This window comes from Bradyrhizobium sp. USDA 4538 (genome assembly GCF_024171045.1).
Taxonomy (GTDB): domain Bacteria; phylum Pseudomonadota; class Alphaproteobacteria; order Rhizobiales; family Xanthobacteraceae; genus Bradyrhizobium; species Bradyrhizobium australafricanum.
On record NZ_JALJZE010000001.1, the window covers coordinates 8,709,733 to 8,725,525 of the forward strand.

Below are 15,793 nucleotides of genomic sequence, written 5' to 3' on the forward strand. Positions count from 1 at the left end.
CGACGAGTGCCGCCACCGCTCTGTTTTGTGTTCCGGCCGCGCTGGGTGCGCGGCGCTGTTGGACTGGCGTTATTGTCCGCAGTTTATCCGGTTTTGGCAATCGTTCGATTAGCAATCGCTTGGTAGCGCTGTCAATATCAGTTTGTCTGCGACGAACGTCGTGATATGAGCGGCAAATGGCCCGAAAGCGCATCACGCCAGGCAAGATCCGGCTCGCCGAAGTCGCGAAGCTCGCCGGTGTCAGTCCGATTACGGCCTCACGGTTCTTCAGAAATCCGGAAGCACTTTCGGCCGGCAAGCGCGCGCGGGTCGATAGTGCGGCAAAAGAACTCGGTTACGTGCCCAATCTCGCGGCACGCGCGCTTGCGTCGCAGCGCACCGAGGTGATCGGTGTCCTGATCCCGTCGCTGACCAACAACGTGTTCTCCGACGTGCTGCGCGGCATCTATGACGCGCTCGACGGCAGCCGCTACAGCATTCAGCTCGCCAACACCCGCTACAGCATCCTGCAGGAAGAGCGCCTGCTGCGTCTGTTTCTGGCACAGAAGCCCGCCGGGCTGATTATTACCGGCATCAACCAGACCGCCGATTCCCGCCGCATCATGGAGACGGTCGATTGTCCGATCGTCCAGATCATGGAGGTCGGTCCCTCCCCGATCGACATGATGATCGGATTCTCGCATTTTGACGCCGCAAAAGCGGCCATTGCCCACCTGCTCGCGCAGGGCTACCGGCGGATCGGCTTCCTCGGCGCGCGGATGGACCCGCGGGTGCAGCGTCGGCTCGACGGCTATCGCTCCGCGATGACCGACGCTGCGCTGTTCGATCCACAGCTTATTGTGACAACGGCGATCCCGACCTCGGTCACGCTCGGCGGGACGCTGTTTGCCGACCTGCTCGCCAAGGCGCCCGACATCGACGCCGTGTTCTGCGTCAATGACGACCTTGCGCTCGGCGCGCTGTTCGAATGCAAGCGCCGGCACGTGGCGGTGCCAGAGCAGATGGCGATCGTCGGCTTCAATGACCTCGAATTCATGGCGTCGAGCGAGCCGACCTTGAGCAGCGTGCGCACCAATCGTTACGAAATGGGCAGAAACGCTGCCGTGATGGTGATCGAGACGCTGGAAGGGCGCCGGCCCGCCGAACCCGTCGTCGATCTCGGCTTCAGTGTCATGGAACGGCAAAGCTCGGCGCGACGCAATTGAGGTCGCCCGGCAGCTGCCCGTCATAGGAGACGCGAAAAATGATAAAATGATAGCGCAACCAAGACCCTTCAACTAAGGTCCAATCCATCACACGAAACACCTGTGCGTGATCGGTCGGGTTTGTAATGCACGACGATTTGCGCAAGGTAGCAACGACGTTGAACCAGAGCCCTTGAATGGGCCCACCAGTTTGCATTGCGGGAGAAACCAATGACAAAATCCCCCACCAACGGGCACGACGCCGCAGGCGCGACCAGCAAGGGCAAGGGCCGCAGGCTCCGCTCCCAGGAATGGTTCGACAACCCGCACAATCCGGGCATGACCGCGCTCTATCTCGAGCGCTATCTCAACTACGGCCTGACGCGCGAGGAATTGCAGTCGGGCAAGCCGATCATCGGCATCGCGCAGACCGGCAACGACCTGTCGCCCTGCAATCGGCATCACCTCGAGCTCGCACACCGCGTCCGCGAGGGCATCCGCGCCGCCGGCGGCATCGCCATGGAGTTTCCCACCCATCCGATCCAGGAGACCGGCAAGCGCCCGACCGCGGCGCTCGACCGCAACCTCGCCTATCTCGGCCTCGTCGAGGTGCTGTTCGGCTATCCACTCGACGGCGTGGTGCTGACCACCGGCTGCGACAAGACCACGCCGGCCTGCATGATGGCGGCGGCGACCGTCAACCTGCCGGCGATCGTGCTGTCGGGCGGCCCGATGCTGAACGGCTGGCACGAGGGCCAGCGCACCGGCTCCGGCACCGTGGTGTGGAAGGCGCGCGAGCGGCTCGCCGCCGGCGAGATCGACTATGAGCAATTCATCGAGATCGTGGCCTCCTCGGCCCCCTCGGTCGGCCATTGCAACACGATGGGCACCGCCTCCACCATGAACTCGCTCGCGGAAGCGCTCGGCTTCTCGCTGCCGGGCTGCGCGGCGATCCCGGCGCCGTATCGCGAGCGCGGCCAGATCGCCTACGAGACCGGCAAGCGCATCGTCGACATGGTCTGGGAGGATTTGAAGCCGTCGGACTTCCTGACGCGCGAGGCGTTCGAGAACTGCATCGTGGTCAACTCCGCGATCGGCGGCTCGACCAATGCGCCGATCCACATCAATGCGCTGGCGCGCCATGTCGGCGTCGAGCTGTCGATCGACGACTGGCAGAAATACGGCCATGACGTCCCGCTGCTGGTGAACATGCAGCCGGCCGGCTTCTATCTCGGCGAGGAATATCACCGCGCCGGCGGCGTGCCCTCGGTGGTGCGCGAGCTGATCAAGCACAAGCGCATCCACGAAGGCGCCCTCACCGTCAACGGCCGCACCATGGGCGAGAACTGCAAGGAAGCACCTGCGCCCGACGGCGACGTGATCTGGGGCTACGACAAGCCGCTGGTGAAGGACGCCGGCTTCATCGTGCTGCGCGGCAATCTGTTCGACTCCGCGATCATGAAGACCAGCGTGATCTCGAAGGAATTCCGCGACCGCTATCTGTCCAACCCGAAGGACCTCAATGCCTTCGAGGGCCGCGCCATCGTGTTCGAGGGGCCGGAGGATTATCACAACCGTATCGAGGATCCCGCGCTCGACATCGATGAGCACTGCGTCCTGTTCGTCCGCGGCACCGGCCCGATCGGCTATCCCGGCGGCGCCGAGGTGGTGAACATGCAGCCGCCCGCCGCGCTGATCAAACGCGGCATCCTATCCCTGCCCTGCATCGGCGACGGAAGGCAGTCCGGCACTTCGGGCTCGCCCTCGATCCTCAACGCCTCGCCGGAGGCCGCCGCCGATGGCGGGCTCGCGATCCTGAGGACCGGCGACAAGGTGCGCATCGACCTCAACAAGGGCAGCGCCAACATCATGATCTCGGAGGATGAGCTGCGCACCCGCCGCGCCGAGCTGAAGGCCAAGGGCGGCTTCCCGCATCCGGCCAACCAGACGCCGTGGCAGGAGCTCTACCGCAAGACCGTCGGCCAGCACGCGACCGGCGCCTGCCTCGAGCTCGCGACGCGCTACCACGACATCGCCGGCAAGGTCGGCGTGGCGCGCGACAATCACTAGGACGCAAACCGTCATTGCCGGGCGCGACCCGGCAATCCATCGCTCCTCGAAGATGGATGCGCGGGTCAAGCCCGCGCATGACACTGCAAATCGTCAAAGAAGGAAGAAACGCATGTCAGACCGCCTGAAGGGCAAGCGCGCATTCGTAACCGCAGCGGCCGTCGGCATCGGCCGCGCCTGCGCGCTGGCCTTTGCCCGCGAGGGCGCGAGCGTGTTCGCGACCGATATCGACGAAGGCAAACTTGCGCTGCTCAAGCAGGAAGGCGTCGCCGAGGTTGCGAAGCTCGACGTGCGCGACACCGCAGCCGTCGAGGCAATGGCAAAACGCGCGGGCAAGACCGACATCCTGCTCAATGCCGCGGGCTTTGTGCATCACGGCACAGTGCTGGAGTGCTCGGACGACGACTGGGATTTCTCCTTCGACCTCAACGTCAAGTCGATGCACCGCACCACGCGCGCTTTCCTGCCCGGCATGCTGGCGCAGGGCGGTGGCGCCATCGTCAACATCGCCTCCGCCGCCGGCGCGGTGAAGGCGGCGCCGAACCGCTACGTCTATAGCGCCACCAAGGCCGCGGTCGCGGCACTGACGCGCTCGGTCGCGGCCGACTTCATCACCAAGGGCATCCGCTGCAACTGCATCTGCCCCGGCACTATCGAGACACCTTCGATGCTTGAGCGTGCGGCGGCTGCCGGCCCGCAGGGACGCGAGATGTTCGTTGCGCGCCAGCCGATGGGCCGGCTCGGCACCGCCGAGGAAATCGCCGCGCTCGCCGTCTATCTTGCCAGCAACGAAAGCTCGTTCACGACAGGTGTCGCGCATGTCATCGACGGCGGCTGGACACTCTAATCGGGAGGCAACATGAACAAGATCGATCTCAACGGCCGCTGTGCCGTCGTCACCGGCGGCGCGCAGGGATTTGGCCGCGCCATCACCGAGCGCTTTGTCGCGTCGGGCGCCAAGGTCGCGATCTGGGATTTCGACCAGCCGCTGGCCGAGAAGACCGCGCGGGCGATCGGCGAGAACGTGATCGCGATCAAGACCGACGTCACCAATCCCGACGCGGTCGACGCCGCGCGCGATCAAACGCTGCGGGCGTTCGGCAAGATCGACATTCTCGTCAACAACGCCGGCATCACCGGAGCCAACAAGCCGGTATGGGAAACCGATCTCGAGGACTGGCGCCGGGTGATGCGCATCAATCTCGAGGGGCCCTTCATCTGCTGCAAGGCGATCGTGCCGACCATGATCGGCCGGAAGTACGGCCGCATCGTCAACATCGCCTCGATCGCCGGCAAGGAGGGCAATCCGAACGCCGCGCATTATTCGTCGTCGAAGGCGGGCCTGATCGCGCTCACCAAATCGCTCGGCAAGGAGCTCGCGCAGCACGACATCCTGGTCAATGCGGTGACGCCGGCCGCAGCGAAGACCGCGATCTTCGACCAGATGACGCAAGCGCACATCGACTTCATGCTGTCGAAGATCCCGAAGGCCCGCTTTGTGCAGGTCGAGGAGCTCGCCTCGATGGTGGCATGGCTGGCCTCGGAGGATTGTGCCTTCTCCACCGGCGCGGTGTTCGACATTTCCGGCGGCCGCGCGACCTATTAGATCGCCGCTCGCCTCGCCGGCTGCCGCAGCGCCGCGACGAGATGATCGGCCAGGAGTGACGCCGCGTGCGACAGGTTTTGCGCGCGATGCAGCCGTATCTCGGCCCGCGGCAGCCGCGGCATGCCGTCGCGCGCGGTCAGCCGACGCAGCGTCGGCGGAAACGTCCCCGACTTGACCACGGTCACGGCGAGGCCCTGCGCCGCGATCGCCTCGACCGCGGACAGGCTGTGGCTGACAAAGGCGAGCCGCCACGGCCGGTTCGCCTCGTCCAGCGCCTGCATCGCCCAGCTCCGGAACAGGCAGCCCTGCGGATAGAGCGCGACCGGCAGCGGATCGAGTTCCTCGACGCGATGTGCGGCGCTCGCGGCCCACACCGCCTGCTCGGTGCGCAGCAACTCGCCCTCGCCGCGTCCCTCGGGGTGCATCGCGATCACGAGGTCATAGGCTTCGCCGAGCCGATCGGTCATTGTCGACGTCAGCCCGGTCTCCATCTCGACATGGATCAGCGGATAGCTGGCGATGAAGTCCTTGAGCAGCGGCGGGACGATCATCGTCCCATAGTCGTCCATCACGCCGAGGCGAACCCGTCCATCCGTGCCGTGCGCGCGCACCCGGCCGACCGCTTCCGCGTTGAGGCTCAAAATGCGGCGGGCATAGCCGAGCAATCCCTCGCCTGCCGCAGTCAGGTCGACACTGGACGTGCTGCGGTGAAACAGTTCGGCCTGCAGCCGCTCTTCCAGCCGCTTCACCTGCATGCTGACGGCGGATTGGGTCCGGTTCAGCGCCGAGGCCGCGCGGGTGAAGGAGCGATGCTCCGCCACCGCGACAAAGGCCTGCAGAAGATCCGGGTCCAGGATGGGCGCACTCATAACGATCTGTGATTTAGTCAATCACATCTATTCCATTCCCTGATTATGTTCCCTTCCCTAGATTGCGCAAGCAAAACCAAGGGGCCAACGGAATGGGCGAGATCTGGGGGGTGTTGGCGGCGGTGGCCTCGAGCGCGCTCGGCGGCACTTCGATCGGCGCGACGCGGTTTCTGGTCGGCGCCATCGACCCGCTGGCGATCGGCGCGTTCCGCTTCGGCATCGGCGTCCTGCTGCTGCTGCCGCTGGCACTGCTGCAACGCCGGAGCTGGCCGACGCGGCGCGACTGGCTCGGCGTTGCCGGCCTCGGCCTGCTGTTCTTTGCGGCGTTTCCGGTCCTGTTCAACGCCTCATTGATCTTCACCACCGCCGCGCGCGGCGCACTCGCGCTGTCGACACTGCCGCTGCTGACCATGCTGGTCGGCGCGGTGCTGGGCGCCGAAGCGCTCACCGCGCGCAAGACCACAGGCGTCCTGATCACCATCCTCGGCGTCTCGATGGCGCTGCTCTCAGGCCTCGCCACGGCGCCGCCTGGTGCCTGGCGCGGCGACCTCCTGATGATCGCAGCCGCGCTGTGCATGGCGCTCTACAGCATCTGGTCAAAACCCTATATCCGCCGCGCCGGCCCGATCCCCTTCACCACGCTCGCGATGGCCGCCGGGGCGGTGGTGCTCATTGTCGCCTCGCTGCTGCGCGGCAGTTTTGCGCCGGTTGCCGATTTCGGCGCGCCGCAATGGTTCGGCGCGATCTATCTCGGCGCCTTCGGCGCTGCGCTCACCTTCTATCTCTGGGCCTTCGCGCTGGAGCGGACGACGCCGACCCGGGTGGCGATCTCGGTCACCGTCAATCCGATCGCGGCATCGCTGGTCGGCGCAGCCCTGCTCGGCGAGCCGCTGAGCTGGAATCTGGTGGCCGGCATCGTCACCGTGTTCGCCGGCATCTGGATCGCGACCACCCACCCGCCTCTGGCGCACGCGGTCGCCCCCGACATGCGCTGACCTGCGGCAACGCTCGCCAGCAAGGCCTTCCGCGAATCCGTGCTAGCCTAAGGTCCGGTCCCAGCGAACCCGAGGCGGCACGCCATTGAACATCTCCCTCTATGACATCTCCGTCTGGGTATTGCCGGTCGTCATTGCGATCACGTTTCACGAAGCCGCGCACGGCTTCGTCGCTCATCGGCTCGGCGACGACACCGCCTGGCAGCTCGGCCGCGTCAGCTTCAACCCGCTGAAGCACATCGATCCGTTCGGCACGCTGATCCTGCCTGCAGTGCTGCTGTTCGCGCATTCGCCGTTCCTGTTCGGCTACGCCAAGCCGGTGCCGGTGAACTTCCGCAAGCTCAATCATCCCAAGCTCGACATGGTGTGGGTGGCGCTGGCCGGCCCGGCCACCAACATCATCCTGGCGATCGCCGCGGCGCTGGCATTCCACGCGCTGCCATTGGTGCCGGCCGATGCCGCAAAATGGACCGCGGACAATCTGAAAAACGCCTTCCTGATCAACATCGTGCTCGCGATCTTCAACATGATGCCGATCCCGCCGCTGGACGGTGGCCGGGTCGCGGTCGGGCTGCTGCCAAGGCCGCTGGCGATCCCGCTCGCCCGGCTGGAGCCCTACGGCATGCTGATCCTCATCGGGCTGTTGATCCTGCTGCCGGTGATTGGCCAGCAAGTCGGCCTAAATCTTGATGTTATTTCAACGATACTGCGAACTCTGACCGGCTATGTAATCAACGCCCTTCTCCTCATTACCGGAAACACATAGCCTTGATCTGCGCACGACCCGACCGAAAAACCGGTAGCCATTTTTCCGGGTCGCGCGTTGAGGACGGGAACGCTTCGAGGCCATGGTGATCAAAGCTGCCGATATGCTGATTGCACGACGCGCCGACACCCGCGCGCGGGCCGACTTTGCGACCTGGAAGATGATGGCCAAGCTGAACGGCGCCTCCGCCTTGCCGCCTGAGGCGCAGAATTTCCTGGCCATTTACAACAAGCTGCTGGGACAGATGAGCGAAGCCGACGCCGGCGAGGCGACCATCCAAGAGATGTACCGCACTTACTATGTCGAGATGGGCGGCGCCGGCAAAGCGCCGGAGGTTCCAGCGCGCGCGCGCGAGCCGGTCGCCGACAGCGGCAACGTCACGACGTTCCGCCGCCTGCCCCCCAAGAAGACGAGCACCTCCGACCCGAACGCCAAGCGTTCGATGCCGGTGGCACTGATCTTCGCCTGCCTCGTCGTGGTCTACGTCGCGATCCGGTACTACTGGAAATAGTGCCGTCCCCGCTTCACCCTATCCGCGTCTGATGATCGAACTACGCACACCGCGGCATCCCGTCGCGCGTTACCGGCTGCGCAATCGCCGTGGCGTGGAATATCGCGCGCGAGCGATCGCGCCGGCGCTCTAGGCGATGCGCCCGATGCCGGGCATAATCCGGAACTCAAAAAAACAAAATCATATTGGAGGGAAGATGAAGCGTTCCATTGCAGCCTCGGTCACGACGGCCTTGGTCATGACCACGAGTCTCGTGTTCTGCGGCGGTGCGTCGGCGCAGACGATGGACAAGGTCGCCAAGGTCGGCGCGCTCGGCGATCAGTCCGGCCTCTATCAGGATATCGGCGGTCCCGGCTCGACGGTGGCGGCGCAGATGGCGATCGAGGATTCCGGGCTGCTGGCGAAGGGCTGGAAGATCGATCTGATCTCGGCCGATCACCAGAACAAGCCCGATGTCGCGGTCAATATCGGCAAGCAGTGGATCGACGTCGAGAAGGTCGACGTGTTCGTCGATCTCGCGGCCTCCAATGTCGGGCTCGCGATTGCCAACCTCTCGAAGGAGAAGAACGTCGTCAACCTGAACTCGGGCTCGGCCTCGTCCGACCTCACGGGCGCGCAATGTTCGCCGAACACGGTGCACTGGGTCTATGACACCTACATGCTCGCCAACGGCACCGGCAAAGCGCTGGTCAAATCCGGCGGCGACACCTGGTTCTTCCTCACCGCGGACTATGCGTTCGGCCAGGCGCTCGAGCGCGACACCTCGGCGGTGGTCACCGCGAATGGCGGCAAGGTGCTCGGCAGCGTCAAGCATCCGCTCAACAATGCCGACTTCTCGTCCTTCCTGCTGCAGGCGCAAAGCTCGAAGGCCAAGATCGTCGGCCTTGCCAATGCCGGCGGCGACACCACCAACGCGATCAAGCAGGCCGCGGAATTCGGCATCGTCTCGGGCGGCCAGCGGCTTGCGGGCATGCTGCTGTTCATCACCGACATCAACGCGCTCGGCCTCAACGTCGCGCAGGGGCTGAACTTCACCGAGACATTCTATTGGGACATGAACGACCAGACCCGCGCCTTCTCCAAGCGCTTCATGGAGCGCTTCAAGAAGAACCCGCCGACCATGGTGCAGGCCGGCGTCTATTCCTCGCTGATCCACTATTTCAAGGCGCTGGAAGCGCTCGGCGGCAATCCGCATGACGGCCGCGCCGTGGTCGCCAAGATGAAGGAGATGCCGACCGACGATCCCCTGTTCGGCAAGGGCTCGATTCGCGTCGACGGCCGCAAGATCCACCCGGCCTATCTGTTCGAGGTGAAGAAGCCGTCCGAGTCGAAATATCCGTGGGACTATTACAAGCTGGTCGCCACCATCCCCGCGGACGAGGCCTTCCTCCCGCTCGAGAAGAGCGTCTGCCCGCTGGTGAAGAAGAGCTGAGGCAACGTCGTTCCGGGCCGCGTGAAACGGCGAATCAGGAATCGACCAGCGGCTCATTCAATGGAGAAATGATTTCCGGGTTCGCGACTTGTCGCGCCCCGGAATGACACCGGCGTCTGATCGCAGGCAGCCGCGGCTCGCTACTTCTTCGGCTTGTTGTAATTGACGTCGAGGCTGAAGGAGAACTGATCGTCGGTCAGGTCGGCCGGCGGCGCCGGGACCGGATCGGACCGGTGGACCATCGAGATCGCCGCGTCGTCAAAGGCGGCATCTCCGGACGATTCCAGCACGGCAACCGACAGCACCTTGCCCAGACGATTCAGCACCAGGGCGACCTTCACCTTGGCCTCCTTGGCCTTGCCCTTCTCCGGGAATTTCTTGTGCAGGTCGAGATAGGCGCTGATCTTCTTGCCCCACTTGGCGGTCAGCAGCAGCTTGTCCTTGCCGATGCCTGGGTTGGGTGCCTTGGTGGTTTCCGACTGACGCGCGTCCTCCAGCTTGGTCGGCGCGGCCGCCTCCGAGGCCTGCTGCGCTTCCTGCGCGTTGGTCTCGACCTTGGCGACCTTGGCCTCCTCCTCCTTCTGCTTCTTGGCAGTGTCTTCCGTCACGATGCGATCGGGGTCGTCGGACTCCACCGGCTTTTCCTGAGGCAGGTCGGTGTCCTTCACCTCGGCCTTCTGCTGCGCCATTTCCTGCACAGCCTGCTGCTCGTCAGCCAGCGGTCCGGGCGGTAGGGCCTCCTCGGTCGCATCCGCGGAAGCCAGCTCGACGGCGTACTCCGCGCCGGCAGCGCCGAGCCCCTCGTCGCCGTCGTCGCCGCGCAAATTGGTCAGCGCCAGCGCGGCACCGCCCAGATGCATCCCGACTGCCGTCACGGCAGCGATCACCCAGAGCCGCTTCGAGGTCCGCAGATCGAGATCGGGGTTGGTGGACATCGCGTTCGCCGTCAGGGTTTGGCAGGATCGGCCTGCGCCGCCGCGGGCGCTCCCGGAACGCCCTCGAGCGCGACCAGCTTCACGTGCGTGTAGCCGCCGGCGCGCAGCAGCTCCATCACGCCCATCAGCTCGCCATAGGGTACCATCCGATCAGCCCGCAGGAACACGTATTTGTCCCGGGTCATGTCGGGCACGGCATCCAGCGAATTGACCAGGTCGACGCGCTTCACCGCGTTCTCCCCGATCGCCAGCGTCAGATCCGGCTTGATGCTGAGATAGGTCGGCTTGTCCGGCTTCTTCTGCGGCGTCGCGCTGGAGGTCGGCAGATCGATCGGAAGATCGACGGTCGAGAGCGGTGCTGCCACCATGAAGATGATCAGCAGCACCAGCATGACGTCGATGAACGGCGTGACGTTGATCTCGTGGGATTCCGCGAAATCGTCGTCGCCATCGTTCTCGGAGATCGAGACTGCCATCGCCTACTCCGCCGCCGCGGCGCGCGCATGCGCGTTGCGCGGAACGTCGCCATGGGTGCGGTCGAGATCGCGCGACAACAGCCGTCCTGCGGCACCCGAGGCGCGGTTGACCAGCTCGAGATAGACCTTCGTGACGCGCGAGAAATGGTTGTAGATGATGACCGCGGGGATCGCCGCGACGAGGCCGATCGCGGTCGCGAGCAGCGCTTCCGCAATGCCCGGCGCCACCACGGCAAGGTTGGTCGTCTGCGACTTCGAAATGCCGATGAAGCTGTTCATGATGCCCCAGACGGTGCCGAACAGGCCGACGAAGGGCGACGTCGCGCCGATGGTCGCGAGCAGGCCCATGCCGATGCGGATCTTGCGGGCTTCGGCGCGCACGATCTCGGCGAAGCTCGACGCCGCGCGCTCCTTGATGCCGCTGTCGCTCGAGATGCCCGCCGACAGGCGCCCCTCCCGCATCGCAGCTGCGATGAATGACGACAGCACGCTGCCCTTGGCACCGAGCGCGAACTGCGCTTCGGCCAGCGAGCGCGATTCAGCGATCTTGGCCAGCGCGCCGCGCAGCTTGCGCTGCGCCACGGTCAGCTCGACCATCTTGGCGATGAATACGGTCCAGGTCACGAGCGACGCGAAAGCGAGACCGAGCATCACCGCCTTCACGATGATGTCGGCGTTCAAGAACATATTCCACGGCGACAATTCGTGCAGGCCGGTCGAGGTCGACTTCAGCGACTTGCTGTCGCCGCTCGCGGGCGCAGCCAGGGACGCCTCGTTCGCCGTCGGAGCCGGAGCCGCCACCGCAGGGGCCGGCGCGGCCTGAGCCTGCGGCGCCGCTTGTGCCGGCTGGGCGGCCACCGGCGCGGCCTGGGCAGCCGCCGCAGGCTGGGCTGCCGCCGGCTGGGCCGCGGGTGCGGGCTGAGGCCGGGTCACGGGAGCAGGCTGCGCTACAGGCGCCGTTTGCTGCTGCGCCGAAGACGGCGCGGCCAGCATCAGCATCGCCAGCGAGGCGATCATGGCGGATGCAGCGGGGAACTTGAATGTCATCATCAGTTACACTTCAGCCCAGTGACGGATCAGGTTGTGATAAATCCCGGTCAATTTGACCGTTTCGGGGTCATCGCGCCCCAGCCGCTCCACCAGAGCCTGGATCGCGGTATCGAGATCAAAGATCAGACTGCGCGCGTGTGCATCCCGTACCATGCTCTGCAGCCAGAAAAAAGACGCTACCCGGGTCCCCCGCGTGACCGGCGTGACCAGATGCAAACTGGAAGCAGGATAAACTACGAGATCGCCCGCCGGCAGCTTGATTTCATGGGATCCGTAGAGGTCTTCGATGACGAGCTCGCCGCCGTCGTAGTCCTCCGGCTCCGATAAAAACAGCGTGACCGAGAGGTCGGTGCGGATCCTCATGCCGGTCAGCCTGTCGCCGCGCACCGCATTGTCGACGTGCAGGCCGAAATGGTGCCCGTCGCTGGCGGCATAGCGGTTGAACAAGGGTGGAAAGATTCTAAGCGGGATCGCCGCCGAGATGAAGCGCGGGCTCGCCGACAGCGCCGACAAAATGCGATTGCCGAGCTGCCGCCCGACCTCGCTGTCGGGCGGCAGCTGCTCGTTGCGCTTGACCATCGCGGACGCGGCGCCGGCGGTCGAGCGGCCGTCCTCCCATTCGGCTTGCGCCATGATGCGGCGGAAGTCCGCCACATCAGCCTTGCTCAATACGTTGGGAACACAGATCAGCATCTCGTGCCGCGAAGCCTCCGTCAGTAACGCGCAGAAACAACCAGATACGCGGCGCGTCCCGGCGCTTCGAGCACGAACGGCGCCGCGCTCTGGTACAGCGCGTCGTAGTAGCGCTTGTCGAAGATGTTGTTGACGAACAGCTTCATCGTCCAGTGCTTGTCGATCTTTGCTTCGGCAAAGGCGTCGAAGCGCCAGTAGCTCGGGATCGAGGTACCCTGGTTGGCCGCCAGCAGCGTGCCGCCATAGACCTTCGAGCGATACACCGCCTGCCCGCCAAGCTCCCACATGTCGGTGAGCTGATACTTGGTCAGCATGCTGAACGACTGGTGCGCGACGTTGGCGAGCGGCAGTCCGACATTGCTGGAGTACAGGATGGTGTTGGCCGGCGGCGCCAGCGACCTCGTCACTGCCGACTGCATCAGCACGAGACCGCCGAACACGCTCCATTTGTCGGTGATCTTGCCGCCGACACCGAGATCGATGCCGCGGATGCGGTAGGCCGCGCCCGCGGTGATGCAGGAAATATTGCCGGTCGTCCCGGTCGGATAGGAGCAGCCGAGCGCCGCGGCCGCGGTTGCGTTGTTCACGTTCTGCGATTCGCGCGCATTTTCCTTCTCGGTCTGGAACAGCGCCGCCGTCACCAGCAGATGACGATCGAACAATTCCCACTTGGTGCCGACTTCGATCGCCTTGTTCTTTTCCGGCCCGAAAATCTGGGTATTGCCGCCGTTCAACACCGGAGACAGGCCGCCATACGCAGTGCTGGTACCGTCGAACTCGGCGCCGACAGGGTTCGACGAGGTCGCATAGGCCGCATAGACGCTGCCGTTCGGCAGCGGCTTCAAGGTAAGGCCGAGGTTGAAGTTCGGCATCCCGAAGTCAGCCGACTGACTGCCGAATGTGGTCCTATTGCCCGACGTCAGATATCCTGACGTGTTGATCTTGTAGTCGTCGTAGCGGATGCCGCCATTGAGGATCACGAAGTCATTATAGTTCGCGGTATCCATGATGTAGCCGCTGGTGGTGTCGATCCCGATCTTGGTCGGCATCCCGGACAACCCCGACGGAATCGGGAACGGAATGTTGGTGTATTGCGGATTGAACACGCTGACGCCGGAGAGCGATCCGCTTCCCGTGAAAGCCGATGTGCCGGTCGTTATTTCCGAGCTCAGGCCGAGATATCTGTCGATCGAGGACCGCTCGTTGTCGTATTCGACGCCGGCCGTCGTCGTGTGCTTGAAGCCGAGGCCGTCGACCGATTTGTAGGTCGCCTCGGTCTGGTTGGCGAACACGTCGGTGACCTGGTAGCGGCTTTGCGGATTGGCGCTCAGCGTATACGCCGTGAACGGAGCGCCGGCGGCAAGCGTCGGCGCTTCCGGCAGCGTGCCGATGTAGTTCTGGGTCGAACGCGATTCCCGGATCTTGTTGCTGACCACGAGGTCCGGCGTGATCTGCACTTCGGCGTTGATGGTGCCGATGTCCTGCCCGGTCCTGAAGAAGTCGCGGTTGACGAAGCCGTACCAATTGTTGCGGTTGACGCCGAAATCCGGGAACGGGCCGCCGGCCGTGCTCGCGGTGCTCGGCCGGTAATACGGCACGCCGAAATCCGGGAGTCCGGTCAGTTCAGTGTGGATGTAGTTGCCGGTGATCTTCACCGCATCAACCGGCTTCCATGTTCCGGCGACGAACGCGCCGTTGCGGTCGTCGGTGACATAGCTGCGGCCGGCGACGCCGGCATCCTGGAACAGGCCGCCGGCGCGGATCGCCAGCGTCGGGCTGATCACCTGGTTGACGTCGAGCGTCACGCGCTTGGTGCGATCGGTGCCGAACGTGGTGTCCATGTTGTAGAAGCTGTTCTGCGTCGTCGCCTGCTTGGTGACGATGTTGATCGCGCCGCCGGTGGTGCCGCGGCCGGCAAAGGACGAGCCCGGGCCGCGCAGGATCTCGACCTGCTCGGTGAAGAAGTTCTCGCGGACGCTGACGCCGGAGTCGCGCACGCCGTCGATGAAGATGTCGTTGCGCGCATCGAAACCGCGGATGAAGAAGCGGTCGCCGAAGGCATTGCCGCCCTCGCCCGTGCCGAGCGTGACGCCGGCCGTCGACAGGATCGCCGACTTCAGCGAGGTGGCGTTCTTGTCTTCGAGCACGTCCTTGGTCAGCACCGTGACCGATTTCGGCGTGTTCAGGATCGGCTCGGGATATTTCCCGGACGACTGCAAACGGTCGCCCTTGTACGGCGCGGCCGGATCCGCGTACGGATCGCGGTCGGCGGGAAGACCGCCGGCGTTGGGAAACGGCACCGGCGCCTGCAGTGCTTGCTGGTTGTTGCGGCGCGCGGCGCGGCGCAGCGCGTTGCGGGCGCGGACCTGGTCCGACGTGGGCTTTGACGTCACGGGCCGCGGGCGAGCGACCGGGGCATCGACATTCACCGGCGGCAGGTTGGATTGCTGCGCTTCGGCCCCCGAAAACGACGCCACCGCGATTAGGCTCGCGACTGCGGAGACCTTCGTGGCGGAATAACCGGTGTCATCAGCCGAACCGATCGCTGCATCGAAGCGCAGCGATCTCGGCGCCTTCACATTGCTCATGTCTTGCTCGCCCCAGAAAAATCAGCTCGTTCGCGAAATGAAGCTGCGACGAACTGTCTCCATCGGTTATCGAGCGTGACCTTTTTTATCAATGCGGTGAGCGCAACAGTCGGCTTGAATCGCCCCAATTCAAAGCGATTCTAATCTACGGTTTGAAATCGTTCTAAAGTAAAGCTTTTAAGCGTTCTAATAATCGTTCTAAATCAGAGCTGCCCGTCATTGATCGCGGCTTGCGGGCGCTGTCCATGCGTCCACGCGATTACTCGGCGCTTGGCGGCTTCATCAGCGAAAACAGCTCGTCGATCGTCCGCTGCGCGACCTGCCGCACGCGGTCGCTGTTCTCGAGGCCGGCGATGTTGACGCCGTTGACGACCGCTTTGATCTCGTCGCGGAAGTCGGTGAGAAAGCGCAGCGGATCCCGCTGCTCGTTGGCGACGCGCGCGATCAATCCGGTGACCAGGATCTGGCATGCCATCATGCGCCCGTTCAACTCATCCATCGCAGCCCTCGTCCTCTCGCATCGTTGCCGCGCGATATGAACGACATCCCGCGACGATTCAACCGGCACGCTGCAACGGGTGAATGGATAGAGCGAAGGAATCTGCGCGCGATGAGATG

General features: G+C 64.5%; 15 protein-coding genes. 8 read left to right on the forward strand and 7 right to left on the reverse strand.

The features are described 5' to 3' along the window. Positions 1–176: 176 nt before the first annotated feature. The 4 genes from J2R78_RS40220 to J2R78_RS40235 all read left to right on the forward strand — a co-directional run bounded on the left by J2R78_RS40220 (position 177) and on the right by J2R78_RS40235 (position 4,860). Positions 177–1,205, forward strand: coding sequence for a LacI family DNA-binding transcriptional regulator (locus tag J2R78_RS40220; protein ID WP_168855702.1), 1,029 nt, complete (start codon positions 177–179; stop codon positions 1,203–1,205). Positions 1,206–1,415: 210 nt separating this feature from the next. After that, complete coding sequence (locus tag J2R78_RS40225; protein ID WP_253609134.1) at positions 1,416–3,254, forward strand: IlvD/Edd family dehydratase; 1,839 nt, start codon at positions 1,416–1,418, stop codon at positions 3,252–3,254. A gap of 112 nt (positions 3,255–3,366) precedes the next feature. Next, complete coding sequence (locus tag J2R78_RS40230) at positions 3,367–4,101, forward strand: SDR family oxidoreductase (protein WP_253609135.1); 735 nt, start codon at positions 3,367–3,369, stop codon at positions 4,099–4,101. A gap of 12 nt (positions 4,102–4,113) precedes the next feature. Continuing rightward, entirely contained in the window at positions 4,114–4,860 is a 747-nt protein-coding gene (locus J2R78_RS40235; RefSeq protein ID WP_253609136.1) for an SDR family NAD(P)-dependent oxidoreductase, read from the forward strand. Here J2R78_RS40235 and J2R78_RS40240 read toward each other — a convergent pair. After that, on the reverse strand, positions 4,857–5,729 hold the full coding sequence (locus J2R78_RS40240) for a LysR substrate-binding domain-containing protein (protein ID WP_253609137.1): 873 nt from the start codon (positions 5,727–5,729) through the stop codon (positions 4,857–4,859). The genes J2R78_RS40235 and J2R78_RS40240 overlap by 4 nt on opposite strands. Before the next feature lie 92 nt (positions 5,730–5,821). Between J2R78_RS40240 and J2R78_RS40245 the strand changes: the two genes are divergently transcribed. From J2R78_RS40245 to J2R78_RS40260, 4 genes are all read left to right on the forward strand, one after another. Then, positions 5,822–6,724, forward strand: a complete 903-nt coding sequence (locus J2R78_RS40245; protein WP_253609138.1) for a DMT family transporter — start codon at positions 5,822–5,824, stop codon at positions 6,722–6,724. An 85-nt stretch (positions 6,725–6,809) separates the two neighbouring features. Next, entirely contained in the window at positions 6,810–7,490 is a 681-nt protein-coding gene (locus J2R78_RS40250) for a site-2 protease family protein (RefSeq protein WP_038384092.1), read from the forward strand. A gap of 103 nt (positions 7,491–7,593) precedes the next feature. Beyond that, a complete protein-coding gene (locus tag J2R78_RS40255) occupies positions 7,594–8,001 on the forward strand; it encodes a hypothetical protein (protein ID WP_026192644.1) in 408 nt (135 codons plus the stop codon). A 196-nt stretch (positions 8,002–8,197) separates the two neighbouring features. Then, a complete protein-coding gene (locus tag J2R78_RS40260; protein ID WP_225160636.1) occupies positions 8,198–9,433 on the forward strand; it encodes an ABC transporter substrate-binding protein in 1,236 nt (411 codons plus the stop codon). A 140-nt stretch (positions 9,434–9,573) separates the two neighbouring features. Here the strand turns inward: J2R78_RS40260 and J2R78_RS40265 are convergent, their stop codons facing one another. From J2R78_RS40265 to J2R78_RS40290, 6 genes are all read right to left on the reverse strand, one after another. Continuing rightward, a complete protein-coding gene (locus J2R78_RS40265; RefSeq protein ID WP_253609139.1) occupies positions 9,574–10,368 on the reverse strand; it encodes a TonB family protein in 795 nt (264 codons plus the stop codon). 11 nt (positions 10,369–10,379) lie between these two features. Beyond that, entirely contained in the window at positions 10,380–10,844 is a 465-nt protein-coding gene (exbD, locus tag J2R78_RS40270; RefSeq protein WP_076826519.1) for a TonB system transport protein ExbD, read from the reverse strand. Between the two features lie 3 nt (positions 10,845–10,847). Further along, entirely contained in the window at positions 10,848–11,894 is a 1,047-nt protein-coding gene (gene exbB, locus J2R78_RS40275; RefSeq protein WP_253609140.1) for a tonB-system energizer ExbB, read from the reverse strand. A 3-nt stretch (positions 11,895–11,897) separates the two neighbouring features. Next, positions 11,898–12,587 carry a Fe2+-dependent dioxygenase gene (locus J2R78_RS40280; RefSeq protein ID WP_253609141.1) on the reverse strand — a complete coding sequence of 230 codons (690 nt, stop codon included), beginning with the start codon at positions 12,585–12,587 and terminating at the stop codon, positions 11,898–11,900. 20 nt (positions 12,588–12,607) lie between these two features. After that, positions 12,608–15,175: a TonB-dependent siderophore receptor gene (locus tag J2R78_RS40285; RefSeq protein ID WP_253609142.1), complete on the reverse strand. Its 2,568-nt coding sequence runs from the start codon at positions 15,173–15,175 to the stop codon at positions 12,608–12,610. A 259-nt stretch (positions 15,176–15,434) separates the two neighbouring features. Continuing rightward, on the reverse strand, positions 15,435–15,674 hold the full coding sequence (locus tag J2R78_RS40290; RefSeq protein ID WP_028344615.1) for a hypothetical protein: 240 nt from the start codon (positions 15,672–15,674) through the stop codon (positions 15,435–15,437). Positions 15,675–15,793 lie beyond the last annotated feature (119 nt).